Here is an 18,553-nt window from a genome sequence, read left to right on the forward strand (position 1 = left end):
CCACCCGCCGGCGGGAAGCGGGCGGCTCAGCCGTCGAGCTGCTCGATGGTGGCGTTGGACGGCCCCCGCGTCCGGCGCAGTCCCCGGGCCACGTCCTCGGCGGCGTCCAGGACGCGGACCGCGTTCTTCCAGGTGAGCTTGGCCAGGTCGGCCTGGGACCAGCCGCGGTCGAGGAGTTCGGCGATGAGGTTCGGGTAGCCGGCGACGTCGTCGAGGCCGTCGGGGGTGAAGGGCGTCCCGTCGTAGTCGCCGCCGATGCCGAGGTGGTCGACACCGGCGACCTCGCGCATGTGGTCGAGGTGGTCGGCGACCGTGGACACGGTGGCCACGGGACGCGGGACGCGCTCCTCGAAGGCGGCGTGCACCTTCATCGCCTCGGGGCTGGAGTCGAGGGGGTGGAAGCCGTGCGCGCGCATGTTCTCGTCGGCCTCGGCCGTCCAGTCCACGGCGGCCTGGAGCACGAACTTCGGCACGAACGTCACCATCGCCATGCCGCCGTTGGCGGGCAGCCGTTCCAGGACGTCGTCGGGGATGTTGCGCGGGTGGTCGCACACCGCGCGGGACGAGGAGTGCGAGAAGATCACCGGCGCGGTGGAGGTGTCCAGCGCGTCGCGCATCGTCGTCGCCGCGACGTGCGAGAGGTCGACCAGCATGCCCTCGCGGTTCATCTCCCGCACGACCTCGCGGCCGAAGGCCGACAGGCCGCCGACGCCGGGCTCGTCGGTCGCCGAGTCGGCCCACGCGACGTTGTCGTTGTGCGTGAGCGTCATGTAGCGCACGCCCAGGGCGTACAGGGCGCGCAGGGCGGCCAGCGAGTTGTCGATGGAGTGGCCGCCCTCGGCACCCATCAGGGAGGCGATCCGGCCCTCGGCGCGGGCGGCCTCCATGTCGGCGGCGGTCAGCGCGGCGCGCAGCTCCCCGGGGTGGCGGGCGACGAGCTGCCGTACGCAGTCGATCTGCTCCAGCGTGGCCGTCACCGCGCCCGGCAGGTCGGAGCGGACGTACACCGACCAGTACTGCGCGCCGACGCCGCCCGCCCGCAGCCGGGCCAGGTCGGTGTGCAGGTACGCGGACTGGTCCGCGGCGATGTCCCGGGCGTCGAGGTCGTAGCCGACCTGCTCGCGCAGTGCCCAGGGCAGGTCGTTGTGCCCGTCGACGACGGGGAACTCGCGCAGCAGCTCGCGAGCCCTCTCCAGCGATGTCATCCGCGTCCCTTCCGTCACTTCTCGTCGGTCACTTTCCGAAGCCGAAGCCGGCCGTCGAGCCCGCGACCTTGTTGCGCAGCCGCTTGCCCTTCTCGGTGGCCTGGTCGTTCAGCTCCTGCTGGAACTCGCGCATCCGGCCGAGCAGTTCCTCGTCGTGGGCGGCGAGGATGCGGGCGGCCAGCAGACCGGCGTTGCGGGCGCCGCCGACGGAGACGGTGGCGACGGGGACGCCGGCCGGCATCTGCACGATGGACAGCAGGCTGTCCATGCCGTCGAGGTACTTCAGCGGCACCGGCACGCCGATGACCGGCAGCGGGGTGACGGAAGCGAGCATGCCGGGCAGGTGGGCGGCGCCCCCGGCCCCGGCGACGATCGCCTTCAGCCCGCGTCCGGCGGCCTGCTCGCCGTACGCGATCATCTCGTGCGGCATGCGGTGCGCGGAGACGACGTCGACCTCGTAGGGGATCTCGAACTCGTCGAGCGCCTTGGCGGCGGCCTCCATGACGGGCCAGTCGGAGTCCGACCCCATGACGATGCCTACGACCGGGCTCGCCGGGCTGGCCTGGCTCATTCGGTGATCGTCCCTCTCAGGTAGCCGGCAGCGTGACGGGCGCGCTCCAGCACGTCGTCCAGGTCGTCGCCGTAGGTGTTGACGTGGCCCACCTTGCGGCCGGGCTTCACGTCCTTGCCGTACATGTGGATCTTGAGCTGGGGGTCGCGGGCCATGCAGTGCAGGTACGCGGAGTACATGTCCGGGTAGTCGCCGCCGAGGACGTTGACCATGACCGTCCACGTGGCGCGCGGGCGCGGGTCGCCGAGGGGGAGGTCGAGGACCGCGCGGACGTGGTTGGCGAACTGCGAGGTGATCGCGCCGTCCATGGTCCAGTGGCCGGAGTTGTGCGGGCGCATCGCCAGTTCGTTGACGAGGACGCGGCCGTCGCGGGTCTGAAACAGCTCGACGGCGAGGTGGCCGACGACGCCCAGCTCCTTGGCGATGCCGAGCGCCATCTCCTCGGCGCGCAGGGCCAGCTCCTCGTCGAGGCCGGGGGCGGGCGCGATCACCGTGTCGCAGACGCCCTTGACCTGCTGGGACTCGACGACGGGGTAGGCCACCGCCTGGCCGTGCGGGGAGCGGACCACGTTGGCGGCCAGCTCGCGGACGAAGTCGACCTTCTCCTCCGCCAGCACGGGCACCCCCGCGCGGAAGGGCTCGGCCGCCTCCTCCGCGCAGTCCACGACCCACACGCCCTTGCCGTCGTACCCGCCGCGGACCGTCTTGAGGACGACGGGGAAGCCGTCGCCCTCCGCCGCGAAGGCGGCCACGTCGGCCGGATCGCTCACGATGCGGTGCCGCGGGCAGGGCACGCCGATCGCGTCGAGCTTCGCGCGCATCACGCCCTTGTCCTGGGCGTGCACGAGCGCCTCGGGGCCGGGGCGCACGGGGATGCCGTCCGCCTCCAGGGCCTTGAGGTGCTCGGTCGGCACGTGTTCGTGATCGAAGGTGATCACGTCACAGCCGCGCGCGAACTCGCGCAACGTGTCCAGATCGCGATAGTCGCCGACGACGACTTCGTTCACGACCTGCGCCGCAGAGTCCTGAGGAGTGTCACTGAGAAGCTTGAACCTGATGCCCAACGGGATGCCCGCCTCGTGTGTCATACGAGCGAGCTGGCCACCGCCGACCATACCGACTACCGGGAACGTCACACCCCTAGCGTATCGGCCGCGCGGAGCCCACCTGTTTACCGGCCGTTTCCCGCCCTTCCCCGCCCCCGTTGCGACCCTCGCGGGTCCGTCCGCAGGAAGATCCCGCGTCCGGGTGGTTAGCATGAACGAATTGACGCCAACCGACGGACGGGGGCCTGCACGGCCATGGAACAGGGTTCCTCGGGTGCTCGGACGCCCGCCACGCCCCGGCCGCCGCGCGCAGGCGTGCGGGGACGGATCGGGCGGCTCGTGAGCGAGATCGCGAAGTTCGGCGCCGTGGGCGGCGCGGGGGTGCTGGTCAACCTCCTCGTCTTCAACTTCGTGCGCCACACGACCGACCTCCAGGTGGTGCGGGCCAGCATCGTCGCCACCATCGTCGCGATCGTCTTCAACTACGTGGGCTTCCGGTACTTCACCTACCGCGACCGCGACAAGAGCGGCCAGACCCGCGAGATGTCGCTGTTCCTGCTGTTCAGCGTGATCGGGCTGGTGATCGAGAACGGCGTGCTCTACACGGCGACGTACGGCTTCGGCTGGGACAGCCCGCTGCAGAGCAACATCTTCAAGTTCCTCGGCATCGGCCTCGGCACGCTCTTCCGCTTCTGGTCGTACCGCAGCTGGGTCTTCCGCGCGCTGCCCGCCCGTGAGCCGGTGACGCGGGCGGAGACCTTCCTGGAGCACGAGGCCCCGACCGCGCTCCCCCACCCGGACGGTGCCCCCGCGGGCCGCCGCTGACCGGCTCCCCCGCGCTCAGCGCACCGTGCGGCCGCCGTCCTCCGGGGGCTTCTTCGGGGGATGCGTACGGGACAGGAACAGCCCGAAGACCGGCGGGCGCCCTTGGAGCAGCTCCAGCCGTCCGCCGTCCGCCTCGGCCAGGTCGCGGGCGACGGCGAGGCCGATGCCCGTGGAGTTGCGTCCGCTGATCGCCCGCTCGAAGATCCGCGCCCCCAGGTCGGCCGGGACGCCGGGCCCCTCGTCGGTGACCTCGACCACGGCCTGGTTTCCGGTCACCCGGGTCCGCAGGGCGACGGTGCCGCCGCCGTGCATCAGGGAGTTCTCGATCAGCGCGGCCAGCACCTGCGCCACCGCGCCCGGCGTGCCCACGGCCGTCAGATGGCGTTTGCCGGAGCTGACGATGGCCCGCCCCTCGCTGCGGTAGGCGGGGCGCCACTCGGCGATCTGCTGCTGGATGACGTCGTCCAGCTCGAAGGTGACGGCGGAGCCGCTGCGCGGGTCGCGGGAGTTGGTCAGCAGCCGGTCCACGACGTCCGTCAGCCGCTCCACCTGCGACAACGCGATCGTCGCCTCCTCCTTCACCGTCTCCGGTTCGTCGGTGAGGGTGATCTCCTCCAGCCGCATGGACAGCGCGGTCAGCGGCGTACGGAGCTGGTGGGAGGCGTCGGCGGCCAGGCGCCGCTCGGCGGTCAGCATCCGGGCGATCCGCTCGGCGGAGGAGTCCAGGACGTCGGCGACGCGGTCCAGCTCGGGGACGCCGTACCGCTTGTGCCGCGGGCGCGGGTCCCCGGAGCCGAGGCGTTCGGCGGTCTCGGCGAGGTCGGTGAGCGGGGAGGCGAGACGGTTGGCCTGCCGGATCGCCAGCAGTACGGCGGCGATCACGGCGAGCAGCGCCACCAGACCGATGATCAGCAGGGTCCGGCCGACCTCCCGGGTCACCGAGGACCTGGGCTCCTCGACGAGGACGGACTCGCCCTCCTCGCCGGTGGCCCGGCCCCGCAGGACGTCGCCGGACGGCTTCTCGCCGACCTCGACGACCGGCTCGCCGGGGATGCGGATGACGGCGTACCGGGCGTCGCGGATCTGCTCCCGCAGGAAGTGCTCGTCGACGGTGCCGGTGCCGATGAGCCGGCTGTCCACGATGCTGGCCAGCCGCACCGCCTCCAGGCCGACGCGTTCCTGGGCGGTGCTGCTGATCGTGCGGGTCTCGACGATGACGAGGGAGACGCCGAAGACGGCGATCACCACGAGCACCACGGCGAGCGTGGACTGGATCAGTCGACGGCGCATGTCCTCTTACCCGGAAGACCCTCGGAGTTTCGCTCGGTTGCTTCTGGGATCAGTTCTTCTCGAAACGGAAGCCCACGCCGCGCACGGTGGCGATGTAGCGCGGGTTGGCCGCGTCGTCGCCGAGCTTCTTGCGCAGCCAGGAGATGTGCATGTCGAGGGTCTTGGTCGACGACCACCAGGTGGTGTCCCAGACCTCGCGCATCAGCTGGTCGCGGGTGACGACCCGGCCGGCGTCGCGCACCAGGACCCGCAGCAGGTCGAACTCCTTCGCGGTGAGCTGCAGCTCCTCCTCGCCCATCCAGGCCCGGTGCGACTCGACGTCGATGCGCACGCCGTGGGTGGCGGGCGGCTGCGGCGGCTCGACGGCACCCCGCCGCAGCAGGGCCCGGACCCGGGCCAGCAGCTCGGCCAGGCGGAAGGGCTTGGTGACGTAGTCGTCCGCGCCCGCGTCCAGGCCGACGACGGTGTCCACCTCGTCGGCGCGCGCGGTCAGGATCAGGATGGGCACGGCGTGGCCCTCGGACCGCAGCCGGCGGGCGACCTCGAGACCGTCCATGTCCGGCAGGCCGAGGTCCAGCACGACCAGGTCGATGCCGCCCTGCAGCCCCGCGTCGAGTGCGGCGGGTCCGTCCTCACGCACCTCGACCTCGTACCCTTCCCTGCGCAGTGCGCGGGCCAGCGGCTCCGAGATGGACGCGTCGTCCTCGGCGAGCAGTACACGGGTCATGAGCTGATGGTAGACCGCTCGGAGCAACGCCCGGGCAAGATCGCGCCGAGGGCCGCCCGCCCGCGGGGGGCCTGTGAACGGCCTGTGGGCCGGGTGCGGACCACCCGGGTCCCGACCCCACGTCCGAGCCTGCGGCTGTGGGGTGCCATCCTGTAATAAACCTTCGAAAGATCGTTCGCGGTTCCACCATCACCTGTGATCCGCGTCTCAAGTCCTTCCATACCGGGCGGTGTCCTGCCGTATGGTGAATCAGCGCCTGTAGTACCCAGAGGACCTTTGGCGAACGTTTCGACGCTAAGGGTCCTTTTGTGTGCGGGCCGGCCCCCACGGCCGGCCTTGAAAGGAATGACCTGTGGCCGGGCCTCACCGCGTGCAGTGACGCGCGCAGAGGCGTGGATCCCGGTGGCCGCCGCCCACCGCTTCGCAATCCGGAGCGGAATCCCTCAGGCGTGGGACGGGCGGGGAAGGCCGCCGGTGCCGGCCGCCCCCCACCGGGCGCGCATCGCCTCATGAGCGCGTCCCGACCAGCAAGGAACGACCATGGCGTCCAGCCTGACGAAGGACTCGGTCACCCCGGGCACCCCCGGGACCGAGAAGACCTTCTTCGGCCACCCCCGCGGACTGGCCACACTCTTCATGACCGAGATGTGGGAGAGGTTCTCCTACTACGGCATGAGGGCTCTGCTCCCGCTGTACCTCGTCGCCCCGGGTGGCCTCGGCCTCAACGCCGGCACCGCGACCGCGATCTACTCGGTGTACCTCTCGCTGGTGTACCTGCTCACGATGCCGGGCGGCTGGTTCGGCGACCGCGTCTGGGGCCCGCGCAAGACCGTCGCCATCGCCGGCGGCGTGATCATGCTCGGCCACCTCACGCTGGCGCTGCCGTCCTCCGGCACGTTCTACGCGGGCCTCGGTCTGGTCGCCATCGGCTCGGGTCTGCTGAAGGCCAACATCTCCACGATGGTCGGCCAGCTCTACGACGGCCCCGACGACCCGCGCCGCGACGGTGGCTTCACCGTCTTCTACATGGGCATCAACCTCGGTGCCTTCGTGGCGCCGCTGACCATCGGCACCATCGGCGAGAGCGTCAACTGGCACCTGGGCTTCGCGCTCGCCGCGGTCGGCATGGGCCTGGGCGTGCTCCAGTTCCTGATCGGCAGCCGCCACCTGGCCCCGCACTCCAGCGTGGTCCCGAAGCCGCTGTCCGCCCAGGAGAAGTCCTCGACGCTGCGCAAGGCCGCGTTCTGGGCCGCGCTGGCCGTCGTCTTCTACGCGATCGTCGGCTTCTCCGGCCACTACACCCTGAACTGGATCCTGGTCCCGCTGACGCTGCTCGGTGTGATCATCCCGGTGCTGGTGCTGACCAACATCAAGCGCGACAAGTCCCTGGACCGCGCGGAGCAGTCCAAGATGTCGGCGTACATCTGGTTCTTCGTCGCCGCGGCCGTGTTCTGGATGATCTACGACCAGGGCGGCTCGACCCTGTCGCTGTTCGCCGACTCCTCGGCCGACAACAGCGTCTTCGGCTGGAGTTTCCCGGTCTCCTGGTACCAGTCGGTCAACCCGGTCATCATCATGGCCCTGGCCCCGGTCTTCGCCACGCTGTGGATGGCGCTGGCCCGCCGCGGCAAGGAGCCGAGCACGGTCGTCAAGTTCTGCGGCGGTCTGGTCCTGGTCGGCGCGTCCTTCTTCCTCTTCCTGGCCCCGCTGGGCATCGCGGAGGGCGGCCACAAGGCGGCGGCCATGTGGCTGGTGGCGATCTACTTCGTCCAGACCTGCGGTGAGCTGATGCTCTCCCCGGTCGGCCTGTCGGTGACGACGAAGATGGCGCCGGTGAAGTACGCCTCGCAGATGATGGGCGTCTGGTTCCTGGCCGTCACCGCGGGCGACGCCACGACCGGCCTGCTCTCCATCGCCGGCGTCAACCTCAACAAGACGGGCATCGTCGCCGCGGAGGCGACGCTCGCGGTGGTCGCGGGCGTGGCGATCTGGATGTACCGCAAGCGCGTCAAGCAGCTCATGGGCGACGTGCGCTGAGCCCGGCGGACGACTGCCTCGCGAGGAGGGCCCCCTCATCCAGCCCGGATGAGGGGGCCCTCCTCGTCTTCACGGCAGCCGAGGGAAGTCCAGGGGCCTTGCGGGGGCTAAGCCTCCGGGGAGCCTCACGGACTTCGACCGTGGGAGGGGGAGCGGTGCAGGAGTCCGGGCGAAGCCGACGAAGCCGACGAAGCCGTCGGAGACAGCCGCCTCCCGCCCCACGGAGACACGAACGGCGGGTGGGCAGTACCGGGGCGAAGCACCGAGGAACAGCCGCCTCCCGGTTCACCGGGACAGACGGGTGGGCGGGCTGGAACCCTGCCCCGGCGCCGCAGGCGCAAGCCGGCGCCCGGCTCGGTCCGCCGGGACGGGCGGGCGGGGCGGGCAGGGCCCCGCGCATGCGCCGCAGGCTGCCTCGGGCTTACGCCGGAGCGCCCAGTTCCGCCCAGACGCGCTTGCCCGCGACGCCCGGCGTCCGTACGACGCCCCAGTCCAGGCACAGGCGCTGCACGATGAACATGCCGTGGCCGCCGGGGCGCCCCGCGCGGTGCGGGGTCCGCGGGGCCGGCTGGCCCGTGCCGCGGTCGGAGACCTCCAGCCGGATCACCTTCTTCTCGCAGGTGATCCGCAGCTCGTCCGGCCCCTCGGCGTGCAGACAGGCGTTGGTGACCAGCTCGGACACCACGAGCAGTACGTCCTCGGCGGCGGCCCGCTGGTCCGCGGTGGCGGACGGCAGCCAGCCCCAGGCGTACAGCGCCTCACGGGTGAAGTCGCGGGCCAGCGGAACGACCCCGCTCGCGTCCTCGAAGCTCAGCCTGCGGGCCTGCCGCCCACCGCCCTCCGGGGCGGACACGGACGCCGCCCCGGGAACCCCCGAAGAAGGCACCGGCGCGGACGCGGGCGCCCCGGAAGCGCCGCTGGGCTCCGGACCGCGGTCGCCCGGCGAGTAGGGCCGGGTGGTGCTCATCAGCGCTTCACCTCACCGATTCACCAGTTCACATTTCAAATTCGTCGTCAGAAGTGTCGTACACAGCCGGTTCAGGGTCTCTCCTGCCCGACCGGACCGCGCGAACACCCCTGTATTCGGCACGAAACCCGCGGCGGCACGGAAACACCCGCCCCGGGAACCGCACACGCCCCTGCGCCGGCCGGACAAGGACCGGCTCAGCCGGACCCGTCGGCCAGGGCGGCCGCAAGCGTGTCATGAAGGGTGAAGACCGCTTCGGCCCCCGTGATCTCGAACACCCGGGCCACCACCGGCTGCATGGCCACCAAGTGCACTCCACCCCCCGCCGCCTCGGCCTTCAGCCGCGCTCCGAGCAGGACGTTGAGTCCCGTGGAGTCGCAGAACTCCAGTCGTGAGCAGTCCACGACGAGCCGGTTGAATCCCTTGGCGAGACAGTCCTCCAGCGGCTCGCGCAACAGATCGGCGGTGTGGTGATCCAGCTCACCCGCCGGGGTCACGACGGCACTGGGGCCCTCTTCCCGCACCTCGACCAGAAGCCGGCCCGACTGGGCCTGGCCGACCGTCCCGCGGTCCATGCCGTTTCTCTCTCCCGAGGTCGTGACTGCTTGCTGACGCCCTCGAACACTACGCCTTCCCACCGCACTCCGACACCCGAACAACCGCACACAAACGGACATACCCGCACAGAACACACTTGCGGTCAGCTCGGTAAACCCGGTAGGGCTAGTAAGACACGTAAACCGACACGGCCGGCTTTGGAGGCGCCGCACACCGCAGTGCACGTATTTGGCTTCGGCAGCCGTATGCCGAGAACGATGGAGGACATCATGTCACCCCGGCTCGACGGATCGCGTACCCACCAAGCGACGTCGACACTCCCTCCGGAACATCTGAATCCCATCGAGCATCACGAAGCGGTCGTCGACCACGACGACGCACTCGCCGGGCTTCCGGACATCCCCGCGTACGACGAGGTCGCTCCGGCGGACGCCAGGGCCCTGTCCAAGACCCTCTTCGAGCGTCTGGAGTCGCTGGAGGAAGGCACCCATGAGTACGCGTACGTACGCAACACGCTCGTCGAGCTGAACCTCGCGCTGGTCAAGTTCGCCGCCTCCCGCTTCCGCTCGCGCAGCGAGCCGATGGAGGACATCATCCAGGTCGGCACCATCGGCCTGATCAAGGCGATCGACCGCTTCGAGCTGTCGCGCGGGGTGGAGTTCCCCACGTTCGCGATGCCGACCATCATCGGCGAGATCAAGCGCTTCTTCCGCGACACCTCGTGGTCCGTGCGCGTCCCGCGCCGCCTCCAGGAGCTGCGGCTCGACCTGGCGAAGGCCGGCGACGAACTGGCCCAGCGCCTCGACCGCGCCCCCACGGTGTCCGAGCTGGCCGAGCACCTCGGCCTGTCCAAGGACGAGGTCGTCGAGGGCATGGCGGCGTCCAACGCCTACACCGCCTCCTCGCTGGACGCCCAGCCGGAGGAGGACGACGCGGAGGGCGCGCTCGCCGACCGCATCGGCTACGAGGACCACGGGCTCGAAGGCATCGAGTACGTCGAGTCGCTGAAGCCGCTGATCGCCGAACTGCCCTCGCGGGACCGGAAGATCCTCTCCCTGCGGTTCGTCGCGGGCATGACCCAGTCGGAGATCGGCGAGGAGCTGGGCATCTCCCAGATGCACGTCTCGCGTCTGCTGTCGCGCACACTCGTACGGCTGCGCAAGGGGCTCACGGTCGAGGAGTAGTCCTCAGCGCCGACCGGGTGACGCTTGCCCTCCAGGGGGGCGGTCCGCTGCCGGGCCGCCCCCCTTCGGGCTGCCGTTCACGGGGAGTTGGCGAACAGCGCGGCCGTCGGCAGCAGCGGGGCCGCGGCGCACAGGAGCCAGAAGGTGCGCGGCGTGAGGGAGGTCCGGCGCCGCAACGGCTCGTTGACCAGCCACCAGATCATCGCGAAGAGCGCGACCACGGGAACGACGATCACGAGCCAGAGCGCCATGCCGTCGTTCTCCGTCGGCTCGCGCACGGTCCAGCCCAGTTCCGCCAGCGGCCAGTTGACCATCAGGTACCAGACGAGCCAGAACGGCACGACGCCCGGGATCCCGAGCAGCACGTTCACCAGGAACGGCGTCCACCAGTACTTGGCCATCCGTCCCCCGCTCCCCGGTTCACACGCCGGTCACACCCTACGCACGCCCCGCCGCCACACGCCCGCGACCAGGGGAACGCCGGGCCGGTAGGCCAGGTGGACGTGGCTCGGGGCGTCGAGCAGCGTCAGATCGGCGTACGCGCCCGGGGTGAGACGGCCGACGTCGTCGCGGCGCAGGGCGGCGGCTCCGCCCGCAGTGGCCGCCCAGACCGCCTCGTCCGGCGTCATCCCCATGTCCCGCACCGCGAGCGCGATGCAGAAGGGCACGGAGGACGTGAAGGACGAGCCGGGGTTGCAGTCGGTGGACAGGGCGACCGTGGCCCCGGCGTCGATCAGGCGCCGGGCGTCCGGCCACTGGGCACGGGTGGAGAACTCCGCGCCGGGCAGCAGGGTCGCGACCGTACGGCTGCTCGCCAGGGCGTCCACGTCGGCGTCGGTGAGGTGGGTGCAGTGGTCGGCGCTGGCGGCGTCGAGTTCGACGGCGAGCCGCACGCCGGGGCCGTAGGAGAGCTGGTTGGCGTGGATGCGGGGGTGCAGGCCCTTCGCCCGGCCCGCGGTGAGGATCGCGCGGGCCTGGTCGCCGTCGAAGGCGCCCTTCTCGCAGAACACGTCGATCCAACGGGCGTGCGGGGCGCAGGCGTCGAGCATCTCGCCGGTGACCAGGTCGACGTAGGCGGCGGGGTCGTCGGCGAGTTCCGGGGCGACGATGTGGGCGCCGAGGAAGGTGACCTCGTCGGTGTGGCGGGCGGCGACGCGCAGGGCGCGGGACTCGTCGGCGGTGGTCAGGCCGTAGCCGGACTTGGTCTCGAAGGTGGTGGTGCCCTGCCGCAGCGCCTCGGCGAGGTAGCGCGTGAGACCGGCCTCCAGTTCCGCGTCGCTCGCGGCCCGGGTGGCGGCGACGGTGGTCCGGATGCCGCCCGCGCTGTAGGGGCGGCCGGACATGCGGGCGTTGAACTCCTCGGTGCGGTCGCCCGCGAAGAGCAGGTGGGAGTGGGAGTCCACGAAGCCGGGGAGGACCGCCCGGCCCCCGGCGTCGACCCGGTTGTCAGTGGCGGGTGCTTTGCTTGATTCACCGGTCCACGCGACGCGGTCGCCCTCGATGACGACGGCCGCGTCCCGGACCAGACCGAGCGGGGAGTGGTCGCCGAGGGAGGGGTCGTTGGTGACGAGTGCGGCGATGTTGGTGATGACGGTGCTGCTGCTCATGGGGTCCCTGATGTCCTCGTGGGGGCGGGGTCTGGTCGTCAGGCGTGCAGGGCGTCGACGGCCCGCGCCAGGGCCTGCGGCACGTCCGGCACGAGGGCGTGCGCCCCGTCGCGTACGACGTGCCGCCCGCCCACGACCGTGTGCCGTACGTCCGCTGCCGTCGCGGCGAATACGGCCGTCTCGGCGCCGAGCCTGGGCAGTGGCCCCGCCGTTCTGACCGAGTCCAGCGCGATCGTCGCGAGGTCGGCCCGGGCTCCGGCCTCGATGCGTCCCGCGTCGTCCCAGCCGAGTGCGGCGTGGCCGTCGGCGGTGGCGGCGCGCAGCAGGGCCGCGGCGGTCCAGTGACCGCGGGCGCGGGTGCGCAGGCGCTCGTTCAGCTCCATGGCGCGCGCCTCTTCCAGCAGGTCGACGACGGCGTGGCTGTCGGAGCCGAGGCAGAGCGGTGACCCCGCCCGCTGGAGCGCGGCCGCCGGGCCGATGCCGTCGGCCAGGTCCCGTTCCGTGGTGGGGCACATGCAGGTGCCGGTGCGGCTGTCACCCAGCAGCGCGACGTCCTCGTCGGTGAGGTGGGTGTTGTGGACGCCGGTGGTGCGGGGGCCCAGCACGCCGTGGTCGGCGAGGAGCCGGGTGGGTGTGCGCCCGTGGGCCTGTCGGCAGGCGTCGTTCTCGGCGGTCTGCTCGGACAGGTGCACGTGCAGCGGGGCCCGCCGCGCCTCGGCCCACTGCGCCACGGTCGCCAACTGGTCCGCGGGCACCGCCCGTACGGAGTGGATCGCGGCCCCGATCCGTGCGTGATCCCGTTCCTTGAGAACTGAACAGCGTTCGGCCCAGCCCTCCGCCGTGCCGTCGGAGAAGCGGAGCTGGTGGGTGTTGGGGGGCTCGCCGAAGCCGGAGGACAGGTAGCAGGTGTCGAGGAGGGTGATGCGGACACCGGCTTCGTCGGCGGCCTCCACCAGCGCCTCGCCCATCGCGTTCGGGTCGGCGTAGGGCGCGCCGCCGGGCGCGTGGTGCACGTAGTGGAACTCGCCGACGGTGGTGATGCCGGCCAGGGCCATCTCGGCGTACACGGCGCGGGCGAGGGCGTGGTAGGTGTCCGGGGTCAGCCGGTCGGCGACGGAGTACATGACCTCGCGCCAGGTCCAGAAGGTGCCGGAGCCGACCTGGACGGTGCCGCGCAGGGCGCGGTGGAAGGCGTGCGAGTGGGCGTTGGCCAGCCCCGGCAGGGTCAGTCCGCGCAGGATCTCCGCGCCGGGCGGCGGGGTGGGGACGCCCTGGTGGACGGCCGTGACACGCCCGTCGCCCACGTCGACGGCCACGCCCGGCTCGACGTGGGTGCCGAGCCAGGCGTGCTCCAGCCAGTACGTACGGGTCCGTTCGGTGGAGGTCACGTGCAGGCCAGCCCTTCCAGTACGTCGGCGAGTGCGGTCACCCCGGCCACGCAGTCGTCCTCGGCGGCGCGCTCGGCCGGGGAGTGCGAGACCCCGGTGGGGTTGCGCACGAACAGCATGGCGGTCGGGACGCGGCCGGAGAGGATCCCGGCGTCGTGTCCGGCGCCGGTGCCGAGGACGGGGACCCTCAGTTCCGTCCCCGTGCCGAGGATGCGGGCGAGTTCGTCGCGCAGGGCGTGGTCGAACTCGACGACGGGCGTGAAGGACTCGCGCACGACGTCGAGGTCCACTCCGTGGGCGGCGGCGTACGCGCGGGCCGCCTTCTCGATGCCGGTGACGACGGTGTCCAGGCTCGCCTGGTCGGCGGCGCGGGAGTCGAGCCAGCCGCGTACCAGGGAGGGGACGGCGTTGACGCCGTTGGGCTCGACGCCGATCTTGCCGAAGGTGGCGACGGCACCGGCCAGCTCGGCCTCGCGGCGGGCGGCGAGGACGGTTTCGGCGTACGACAGCATCGGGTCGTGGCGGTCGGCGAGCCGGGTGGTCCCGGCGTGGTTGGCCTCGCCGCGGAAGTCGAACCGCCAGCGTCCGTGCGGCCAGATGGCGGAGGCGATGCCGATGCGGTCGCCGCTCAGGTCGAGGGCGCGGCCCTGTTCGACGTGGAGTTCGACGAAGGCGCCGATGCGGGCGAGCCGTTCGGGGTCCGGGCCGAGGGCGTCCGGGTCGTACCCGGCGGACTCCATCGCCTGCGGGAGGGTGATGCCGTCGCCGTCGGTGAGGCGGTGGGCCTGCTCGACGGTGAGCGCGCCGGCGGTGAGGCGGGAGCCGACGCAGGCGAGGCCGAAGCGGGCGCCCTCCTCGTCGCCGAAGTTGACGATGCCGACCGGCCTGGTGAACCGCGCTCCCCTGCCGCGCAGTTCGTCCAGGGCGGCGAAGGCGGAGACCACGCCGAGCGGCCCGTCGAAGGCGCCGCCGTCGGGCACGGAGTCCAGGTGGGACCCGGTGACGACGGCGTTCCCGGCGGCGGGGTCGCCGAGCCAGGCCCACTGGTTGCCGTTGCGGTCGGTCTCGAAGGCGAGGCCGCGCGCCTCGGCCTGCTCCTGGAACCAGGTCCGGCAGTCGGCGTCGGCGCCGGTCCAGGCGTAGCGGCGGTAGCCGCCGGAGGCGGGGCTGCGGCCGACCGGCAGCAGCTCCGCCCACATGCTGTGGAAGCTCACGCGCCGTCACCCTCGGGCGTCGCGTCGCTCACGGGGGCCTCGTCACCCTCGCGCATGGGTACCCGCACGCCCCGTTCCCCGGCGACCGACTCGGCGATGTCGTACCCGGCGTCGACGTGCCGGATGACGCCCATGCCGGGGTCGTTGGTGAGGACGCGGCGGATCTTCTCCCCGGCGAGCGGGGTGCCGTCGGCGACGGTGACCTGCCCGGCGTGGAGGGAGCGGCCCATGCCGACGCCGCCGCCGTGGTGGAGGGAGACCCAGGAGGCGCCGGAGGCCACGTTGACCATGGCGTTGAGCAGGGGCCAGTCGGCGATGGCGTCGGAGCCGTCGAGCATGGCCTCGGTCTCGCGGTACGGGGAGGCGACGGAGCCGCAGTCGAGGTGGTCGCGGCCGATGACGATCGGGGCGGCCAGCTCGCCGCTCGCGACCATGTCGTTGAACCGCTCGCCCGCCTTGTCGCGCTCGCCGTAGCCGAGCCAGCAGATGCGGGCGGGCAGGCCCTGGAAGTGGACCCGCTCCCCCGCCATCTTGATCCAGCGGGCCAGGGACTCGTTCTCGGGGAAGAGGTCGAGGATCGCCCGGTCGGTCCTGGCGATGTCGGCGGGGTCGCCGGACAGGGCGGCCCAGCGGAAGGGGCCCTTGCCCTCGCAGAAGAGCGGGCGGATGTAGGCGGGGACGAAGCCGGGGAAGTCGAAGGCCCGGCCGTAGCCGGCGAGCTGGGCCTCGCCGCGGATGGAGTTGCCGTAGTCGAAGACCTCGGCACCGGCGTCCTGGAACCCGACCATGGCCTCGACGTGCCGGGCCATGGACTCGCGGGCGCGGGTGGTGAAGCCGGCCGGGTCCTTGGCGGCGGCGTCGGCCATGTCCTCGAAGGCGATGCCGGTGGGGAGGTAGGCCAGCGGGTCGTGGGCCGAGGTCTGGTCGGTGACGATGTCGATGGGGGCGCCCATGGCGAGGAGCTGCGGGACCAGCTCGGCGGCGTTGCCGAGGACGCCGATGGACAGCGGCTCGCGCCGGTCCCGCGCCTCGGTGGCCAGCCGGAGCGCGTGGTCGAGGGAGTCGGCCTTCACGTCGAGGTAGCGGTGCTCGATGCGCCGGTCGATGGCGCGGGGGTCGCAGTCGACGCAGAGGACGACGCCGTCGTTCATGGTGACCGCGAGGGGCTGGGCGCCGCCCATGCCGCCGAGGCCGGCGGTGAGGGTGATGGTCCCGGCCAGCGTGCCGCCGAACTTCTTCGCGGCGACGGCGGCGAAGGTCTCGTAGGTGCCCTGGAGGATGCCCTGGGTGCCGATGTAGATCCAGGAGCCGGCCGTCATCTGCCCGTACATGGTCAGACCGAGGGCTTCCAGGCGGCGGAACTCCTCCCAGTTGGCCCAGTCGCCGACCAGGTTGGAGTTGGCGATGAGGACGCGCGGCGCCCACTCGTGGGTCTGCATGACGCCGACCGGGCGGCCGGACTGGACGAGCATCGTCTCGTCCTGCTTGAGGGTGCGCAGGGTGCGGACCATCGCGTCGAAGGAACGCCAGTCACGGGCCGCCTTGCCGGTGCCGCCGTAGACGACGAGCTTGTCGGGGTGCTCGGCGACCTCGGGGTCGAGGTTGTTCTGCAGCATCCGCAGAGCGGCCTCCTGCTGCCACCCCAGGGCGCTCGGCGTCGTCCCGCGTGGCGCGCGGACAGGGCGGGGTCCGGACATGGTCTGCCTCCTGGTGGTTCGCTCCCGGCGGATGTTGCTACGGATATTCACATCCTCGCTTCGTGAATAGAGCTAGTCAACAGGGTCGTGCCCCGCGCGGCGCGCGTGCGAGTGTGGGGAGGGACGTGCCGGGCAGGCAGGCAGCGACGGTATGGAGGCGGCGTGAGCGAGGACACGGACATGAGCGGCGACCCGGGGGCGCAGCGGGCGGCACGGCGGGACCGGGCGGTGCGGGCGGCCGTGGAGCAGGGGCTGCTGGGGCCCGGCACACCGATCGTCGGGCTGCTGGACGTCACCGGGATACGGGAGTCGGCCGCGGCCCTGCGCTCGGCGTTCGAGGCGGTGACGGCGCCGGGGACACCCGTGCTGCACGCCTTCGCGGTGAAGGCGTCCCCGCTGGTCCCGGTGCTGCGGCTGCTGCACGAGGCGGGCATCGGCGCCGAGGTCGCGAGCCCGGGCGAGCTGGCCCTGGCGCGGGCGGCGGGGGTGCCGGCGGGGCGGACGGTGCTGGACTCGCCCGCCAAGACCCCGGACGAGCTGCGCGAGGCCCTGGCGCTGGGCATCGCCCTCAACGCGGACAACCCCCAGGAGCTGGAGCGGCTCGACGGCCTGGTGTCCCGGGGGGCGAGCGCCTCCCCGCTCGGCATCCGGGTCAATCCGCAGGTCGGCGGCGGCTCCATCGAGGCGCTGTCGACGGCGACGGCGACCTCGAAGTTCGGGGTGGCCCTGCGCGACGAGGGGGCGCGCGAGTGGGTGGTGCGGGCGTACCTGGACCGGCCGTGGCTGACCCGGCTGCACGCGCACACCGGTTCCCAGGGCATCCCGCTGGCCCTGATGGCCGAGGGCGTGCGGGAGGCGTACGCCCTCGCCGAGGAGATCAACGAGCGGGCGGGCCGCAGGCAGGTCGACACGCTCGACATCGGCGGCGGCCTCCCGGTGAACTTCGCGTCGGAGGAGACGGCGCCGACGTACGCCGCGTACGCGCGCGTGCTGAGCGAGACGGTGCCGGGGCTGTTCGACGGGCGGTACGGGCTGGTCACCGAGTTCGGGCGGTCACTGCTGGCCAAGCACGGCACGGTCGTGGCGCGCGTGGAGTACGCCAAGAGCGCCGGCGGGCGGCCCGTCGCCGTGACACACGCGGGCGTGCAGGTGGCGACGCGGACGGTGTACGCGCCGCAGGCGTGGCCGTTGCGGATCGCCGCGTACGACGGCAAGGGCCTGCCCAAGACGGGGCCCGACGTGGTGCAGGACGTGGCCGGTCCGGCGTGCTTCGCGGGCGACCTGCTGGCCGTGGGCCGGGCGATGCCGCTGCTCGCGCAGGGGGACTACGCGGCGGCGCTGGACACGGGGGCGTACTACTTCGCGCACCACTACGCGTACAACTCGCTGGCGCGGCCCGCGGTGTACGGGTTCGCCGGGGGCGGGGACGGGGGTGTCGTCTTCGCGCCGGTGCGCAGGGCACAGGCGGTCGAGGAGATCGTGGCCGAGGCGGGTGGGGAGTACGGCGACTCGCTGACCGTCGCGTTTCGCCGTGACGACGCGGGCGCCCTGTAGGGCGCGCGTTCGGCGTGGCCGGTCGCGCGGTTCCCCGCGCCCCTGGGCGGGGGCTGCGCGCCCCCGCCTCCGCCCCGCATCCCCGTCAGACCGCCGCCGCCGTCTTCCGCCTCGCGCCGCCCGGCGCCGCGTCGCCCGCCGCGATGCCCGTGGTGCGGTAGCCCTTGACCGCCTTGCCCGCCGGGCGGCCGGCGTTGCCCGCGAGCCAGTCCACGCGGACCCACAGCAGGGCGTCCCGGGACTGCTCCCGGCGGCCGATCCAGGCGGACTTGAGCCAGAGTCCGGCGCCGCAGCCGGCCAGCAGCAGTCCGCCCGCCGCGGGGACGGCGAAGGCGCTGCCGAGGGCGGCGAGGAAGGCGAGGAGCAGCCACCAGCGGTGGCCCCGGCGCCAGTTGCGCACGGTGACCCCGCGGTCCTGGAGCACGTCGTGCTTGCCCGCGCGGGCGGCCGAACCGGCCAGGGCGGTGTAGCGCCGCCGGCGCACCCACGCCACGACGGCGGTCGTGACGACGAAGAGCGCGGCCCCGGCCAGCACCCCGATCCGGCGTCCGGTGAGTCCCGGCACCAGCACTCCGATGCCCGCCGCGAAAACGCCCAGCCACCACAGTGGTGCGGCACCGGCCCGTACGACGACGGCGACCCGAGCCAGCCCCACCTGTCCTCCGCGCGCCACGTCCTGCCTC

Annotated in this window: 17 protein-coding genes; 4 read left to right on the forward strand and 13 right to left on the reverse strand. The window is 72.4% G+C overall.

Annotated elements, in window-relative coordinates; all coding sequences use genetic code 11:
- Positions 1 to 26: 26 nt before the first annotated feature.
- The 3 genes from Sdi02f_RS13115 to Sdi02f_RS13125 are packed head-to-tail and all read right to left on the reverse strand — an operon-like array spanning position 27 to position 2,912.
- Positions 27 to 1,205 (reverse strand): dipeptidase, encoded by a 1,179-nt coding sequence (locus tag Sdi02f_RS13115; RefSeq protein WP_031087058.1) that lies wholly within the window; start codon positions 1,203 to 1,205, stop codon positions 27 to 29.
- A 28-nt stretch (positions 1,206 to 1,233) separates the two neighbouring features.
- Entirely contained in the window at positions 1,234 to 1,776 is a 543-nt protein-coding gene (gene purE / locus Sdi02f_RS13120) for a 5-(carboxyamino)imidazole ribonucleotide mutase (RefSeq protein ID WP_007450410.1), read from the reverse strand.
- The gene (locus tag Sdi02f_RS13125; RefSeq protein ID WP_174843345.1) at positions 1,773 to 2,912 is read right to left on the reverse strand and encodes a 5-(carboxyamino)imidazole ribonucleotide synthase; all 1,140 of its coding nucleotides are present in this window, start codon (positions 2,910 to 2,912) and stop codon (positions 1,773 to 1,775) included. The genes purE and Sdi02f_RS13125 overlap by 4 nt, the downstream gene beginning before the upstream one ends.
- Before the next feature lie 165 nt (positions 2,913 to 3,077).
- Between Sdi02f_RS13125 and Sdi02f_RS13130 the strand changes: the two genes are divergently transcribed.
- Entirely contained in the window at positions 3,078 to 3,647 is a 570-nt protein-coding gene (locus Sdi02f_RS13130; RefSeq protein ID WP_051783669.1) for a GtrA family protein, read from the forward strand.
- Between the two features lie 15 nt (positions 3,648 to 3,662).
- On the opposite strand, the gene draK is transcribed toward Sdi02f_RS13130, so the two are convergent.
- Complete coding sequence (gene draK, locus Sdi02f_RS13135; protein WP_030404333.1) at positions 3,663 to 4,937, reverse strand: two-component system sensor histidine kinase DraK; 1,275 nt, start codon at positions 4,935 to 4,937, stop codon at positions 3,663 to 3,665.
- 49 nt (positions 4,938 to 4,986) lie between these two features.
- A complete protein-coding gene (locus Sdi02f_RS13140) occupies positions 4,987 to 5,664 on the reverse strand; it encodes a response regulator transcription factor (RefSeq protein ID WP_007450413.1) in 678 nt (225 codons plus the stop codon).
- A 540-nt stretch (positions 5,665 to 6,204) separates the two neighbouring features.
- On the opposite strand from Sdi02f_RS13140, the gene Sdi02f_RS13145 reads away from it, so the two are divergent.
- A complete protein-coding gene (locus Sdi02f_RS13145; protein WP_030404334.1) occupies positions 6,205 to 7,701 on the forward strand; it encodes an MFS transporter in 1,497 nt (498 codons plus the stop codon).
- A gap of 421 nt (positions 7,702 to 8,122) precedes the next feature.
- Here the strand turns inward: Sdi02f_RS13145 and Sdi02f_RS13150 are convergent, their stop codons facing one another.
- Positions 8,123 to 8,668, reverse strand: coding sequence for an ATP-binding protein (locus Sdi02f_RS13150; protein WP_030404335.1), 546 nt, complete (start codon positions 8,666 to 8,668; stop codon positions 8,123 to 8,125).
- A gap of 197 nt (positions 8,669 to 8,865) precedes the next feature.
- Positions 8,866 to 9,243, reverse strand: coding sequence for an STAS domain-containing protein (locus tag Sdi02f_RS13155; RefSeq protein WP_030404336.1), 378 nt, complete (start codon positions 9,241 to 9,243; stop codon positions 8,866 to 8,868).
- A gap of 240 nt (positions 9,244 to 9,483) precedes the next feature.
- Between Sdi02f_RS13155 and Sdi02f_RS13160 the strand changes: the two genes are divergently transcribed.
- A complete protein-coding gene (locus Sdi02f_RS13160; protein ID WP_030404337.1) occupies positions 9,484 to 10,410 on the forward strand; it encodes an RNA polymerase sigma factor SigF in 927 nt (308 codons plus the stop codon).
- Between the two features lie 77 nt (positions 10,411 to 10,487).
- Here Sdi02f_RS13160 and Sdi02f_RS13165 read toward each other — a convergent pair whose 3' ends face one another.
- Genes Sdi02f_RS13165 through hutU form a run of 5 tightly spaced genes read right to left on the reverse strand, consistent with a single transcriptional unit; the run spans position 10,488 to position 16,316 of the window.
- Entirely contained in the window at positions 10,488 to 10,811 is a 324-nt protein-coding gene (locus tag Sdi02f_RS13165; protein WP_031186014.1) for a hypothetical protein, read from the reverse strand.
- A 30-nt stretch (positions 10,812 to 10,841) separates the two neighbouring features.
- Entirely contained in the window at positions 10,842 to 12,017 is a 1,176-nt protein-coding gene (hutI, locus tag Sdi02f_RS13170; protein ID WP_031186015.1) for an imidazolonepropionase, read from the reverse strand.
- Positions 12,018 to 12,055: 38 nt separating this feature from the next.
- The gene (locus tag Sdi02f_RS13175) at positions 12,056 to 13,405 is read right to left on the reverse strand and encodes a formimidoylglutamate deiminase (RefSeq protein WP_108933300.1); all 1,350 of its coding nucleotides are present in this window, start codon (positions 13,403 to 13,405) and stop codon (positions 12,056 to 12,058) included.
- Positions 13,402 to 14,619: an allantoate amidohydrolase gene (locus Sdi02f_RS13180; protein WP_030404341.1), complete on the reverse strand. Its 1,218-nt coding sequence runs from the start codon at positions 14,617 to 14,619 to the stop codon at positions 13,402 to 13,404. The genes Sdi02f_RS13175 and Sdi02f_RS13180 overlap by 4 nt, the downstream gene beginning before the upstream one ends.
- Positions 14,616 to 16,316 carry a urocanate hydratase gene (gene hutU, locus Sdi02f_RS13185; RefSeq protein WP_051783671.1) on the reverse strand — a complete coding sequence of 567 codons (1,701 nt, stop codon included), beginning with the start codon at positions 16,314 to 16,316 and terminating at the stop codon, positions 14,616 to 14,618. The genes Sdi02f_RS13180 and hutU overlap by 4 nt, the downstream gene beginning before the upstream one ends.
- Before the next feature lie 180 nt (positions 16,317 to 16,496).
- On the opposite strand from hutU, the gene Sdi02f_RS13190 reads away from it, so the two are divergent.
- On the forward strand, positions 16,497 to 17,870 hold the full coding sequence (locus Sdi02f_RS13190; protein ID WP_037800558.1) for a type III PLP-dependent enzyme domain-containing protein: 1,374 nt from the start codon (positions 16,497 to 16,499) through the stop codon (positions 17,868 to 17,870).
- Positions 17,871 to 17,955: 85 nt separating this feature from the next.
- On the opposite strand, the gene Sdi02f_RS13195 is transcribed toward Sdi02f_RS13190, so the two are convergent.
- On the reverse strand, positions 17,956 to 18,543 hold the full coding sequence (locus tag Sdi02f_RS13195; RefSeq protein WP_030404344.1) for a hypothetical protein: 588 nt from the start codon (positions 18,541 to 18,543) through the stop codon (positions 17,956 to 17,958).
- Positions 18,544 to 18,553 lie beyond the last annotated feature (10 nt).

Origin of the sequence: Streptomyces ardesiacus, assembly GCF_003112575.1 — a bacterium.
Taxonomy (GTDB): Bacteria; Actinomycetota; Actinomycetes; order Streptomycetales; family Streptomycetaceae; genus Streptomyces; species Streptomyces ardesiacus.

Excerpts from the sequence above, each read along its gene's own strand:
- Sdi02f_RS13115 (WP_031087058.1), bottom strand. The coding sequence starts at position 1,205 with ATGACATCGCTGGAGAGGGCTCGCGAGCTGCTGCGCGAGTTCCCCGTC.
- purE (WP_007450410.1), bottom strand. The coding sequence starts at position 1,776 with ATGAGCCAGGCCAGCCCGGCGAGCCCGGTCGTAGGCATCGTCATGGGG.
- Sdi02f_RS13130 (WP_051783669.1), top strand. The coding sequence starts at position 3,078 with ATGGAACAGGGTTCCTCGGGTGCTCGGACGCCCGCCACGCCCCGGCCG.
- draK (WP_030404333.1), bottom strand. The coding sequence starts at position 4,937 with ATGCGCCGTCGACTGATCCAGTCCACGCTCGCCGTGGTGCTCGTGGTG.
- Sdi02f_RS13140 (WP_007450413.1), bottom strand. The coding sequence starts at position 5,664 with ATGACCCGTGTACTGCTCGCCGAGGACGACGCGTCCATCTCGGAGCCG.
- Sdi02f_RS13145 (WP_030404334.1), top strand. The coding sequence starts at position 6,205 with ATGGCGTCCAGCCTGACGAAGGACTCGGTCACCCCGGGCACCCCCGGG.
- Sdi02f_RS13150 (WP_030404335.1), bottom strand. The coding sequence starts at position 8,668 with ATGAGCACCACCCGGCCCTACTCGCCGGGCGACCGCGGTCCGGAGCCC.
- Sdi02f_RS13155 (WP_030404336.1), bottom strand. The coding sequence starts at position 9,243 with ATGGACCGCGGGACGGTCGGCCAGGCCCAGTCGGGCCGGCTTCTGGTC.
- Sdi02f_RS13160 (WP_030404337.1), top strand. The coding sequence starts at position 9,484 with ATGGAGGACATCATGTCACCCCGGCTCGACGGATCGCGTACCCACCAA.
- Sdi02f_RS13165 (WP_031186014.1), bottom strand. The coding sequence starts at position 10,811 with ATGGCCAAGTACTGGTGGACGCCGTTCCTGGTGAACGTGCTGCTCGGG.
- hutI (WP_031186015.1), bottom strand. The coding sequence starts at position 12,017 with ATGAGCAGCAGCACCGTCATCACCAACATCGCCGCACTCGTCACCAAC.
- hutU (WP_051783671.1), bottom strand. The coding sequence starts at position 16,316 with ATGTCCGGACCCCGCCCTGTCCGCGCGCCACGCGGGACGACGCCGAGC.
- Sdi02f_RS13190 (WP_037800558.1), top strand. The coding sequence starts at position 16,497 with ATGAGCGGCGACCCGGGGGCGCAGCGGGCGGCACGGCGGGACCGGGCG.